Genomic DNA, 1,989 nt, shown 5'->3' on the forward strand with positions numbered 1-1,989 from the left:
GCCTACGGCTGGCGCGTCCCACGCGCCCTCTGGTGCAGTCAGTCCCTTGTGCCGGGGACGGGGCCTTTTTGCTCAGGAGGCAAGGAGTGGGGTGGGGCGACCATGCCTCTTGCCCGCCGTTCCGCGTTGCGGGGTGCGAGGGGCGTCATGTATAAAATGACGGGAAATGTAATACCGAAACAGACCGCGCCAATTTGTTCTTGGAAGAAAGATGTGGAAATAAATACAGAAATATAACGCGCAATATTGTTTCGTTTATCTGTGTAAAAAAAGACCGAAAAAACACGCTTTTTTGGCAGTTTTCTACGCTTTTTCTCTTGCTCTGTTTGTCGGGATGTACTAATCTTTACTTGTTAAGAGGGAATAGGCCCAAACAACAAAACGTCCCGGTCGGTGCTCGAACACCAAACCGGGACTAGCCAGAACAGAAAGAGAGAGTTTCATGTCCGACGTAAAGAACACTGTAAGCAAGGCTAACTCCCCCCGCAAGGGCGATGCCGCCGGTTCCGTATCTCCTGCCCGCGCCCGTCAGTTTCATCAAACGGAACAGCGCATGAAAGCGCAGCGGTCTCCCTCGCTGGCCAATGTGGAGCTTCTGGCCCCCTCAGACGACCAGATTGCGCTGATTGGCCCGCGTTTCGGGTTGGACGTTGCAGACGTTGACGAAATGATCGGCCTCGGCCTGAGCGCCGTCCGTGACCAGTATGAGGCGTTACGGTCCGTTCTGGTCACGTCTTTTAACGGCGAAGATGATTTTAAGGCGATCAAGATACATCTTGACCGTATCGTTGATGCGCTTGTGCGCTCGGCTCATGGTGCGGCGAATTACTACGAAAGCCGCCGCCAGCTTGCAAAAGATGCCAAGGACAAATGGGCAAACGAACACCGCGACGACGACCGCATGGGCATCGACGGACAGGATAACTACACAGGCCGCTTGCGCCGGGTCGCAGCCGAACATGCAGTGAAGGCATACGCTCTGTACCATATCGCCAGCGGAGCCTGCACGGCTTATGCCGAAGTCATGGGCGAAGAATGGCAGCCCTACCAGTCCCGTGTGAATAACCGCACCGTGTCACAGGAAGCCGCCGCAGCTCTCGACGAGGCACTTGGTATCTGAACAACGACCAGCCGGGCCAATAAGGCCCGGCGCACCGACACCAACGGCCGAGATGAAAATGAACGACTTTAAATCTGTTTGGCGTGAAGATGGCGTGTGGTTTGCTGTATGTCCCGCCGGAATAGTGTATGAATTGATCTCTGAAAAATGGACTTCCGGGTGCGTCATAAAGCCCGCTGAATGGGTCATGAGCGAAACCGTAACTTTTCCCCAATTGTCGGAATAGAAGTATTGGACAACACAAAGCCTCACCCGGTTTTGCGGGCGTTATTGCCGCCCGTGCAAACACCAAAACACCGCGAGGACAGGTTAAAGGCCATAGCATCCGCCTTGCAGACAATCGCGCTGGCAGTTGTGGGGGTCGGACTTATCACCCCTTTGTTTTCTCCGCCCTCTCACCTTGTGCCGGGCACAGCGGCTCTCGCTTTGATTGTCGCGCTCGGTATTGAAACACTGTCTTTGCTTTTCCTGCTTTATATCCCGTATACTCCGAAAGAGGAGGACTAAAATATGGACGATACTACACGCGCCATTCTGGTCTATGCAGTGCCTTTCTGCCTCGGTACGGCAATTATTGGCCTGTCTCTTGGTCCGATTGCGACACGCCTTGCCAAATGGCGGGAGTCATTGGAGCGCAACTAACCCGAGACCGGCGGGCATAGCCCGCCGTAAGGCGTTTCGGCCTCCCTTTATCATTCTGTTGCTTTCCGGCCGGTAAAAGATGGCCGTATTATTGCCCCGGCGGGCTATCCACAACTCCACAGGCACCTCCCGAGGGCCGCGCGCCACCAGACTCTTGGCGGTCGTGTCGCACGGCCCTCGGGTCCCTCCTATGGATTTATGTGGACGGCCGTTCAAACACAATGCTT

The 1,989-nt window shown here is 55.1% G+C and carries 2 protein-coding genes; both read left to right on the forward strand.

All coding sequences use genetic code 11. The annotated features are described in order from the left end of the window. Positions 1–442 precede the first annotated feature (442 nt). Entirely contained in the window at positions 443–1,120 is a 678-nt protein-coding gene (locus HNR55_RS16600) for a hypothetical protein (protein WP_166117207.1), read from the forward strand. A gap of 510 nt (positions 1,121–1,630) precedes the next feature. Then, positions 1,631–1,762 (forward strand): hypothetical protein, encoded by a 132-nt coding sequence (locus HNR55_RS17160; protein WP_257125309.1) that lies wholly within the window; start codon positions 1,631–1,633, stop codon positions 1,760–1,762. The last annotated feature ends 227 nt before the right edge of the window (positions 1,763–1,989 follow it).

Origin of the sequence: Acetobacter lovaniensis, assembly GCF_014207635.1 — a bacterium.
GTDB classification, from domain to species: Bacteria; Pseudomonadota; Alphaproteobacteria; order Acetobacterales; family Acetobacteraceae; genus Acetobacter; species Acetobacter lovaniensis.

What these genes read in the sequence shown, in the direction of transcription:
- HNR55_RS17160 (WP_257125309.1), top strand. Translation starts at nt 1,631, where the DNA reads ATGGACGATACTACACGCGCCATTCTGGTCTATGCAGTGCCTTTCTGC.
- HNR55_RS16600 (WP_166117207.1), top strand. Translation starts at nt 443, where the DNA reads ATGTCCGACGTAAAGAACACTGTAAGCAAGGCTAACTCCCCCCGCAAG.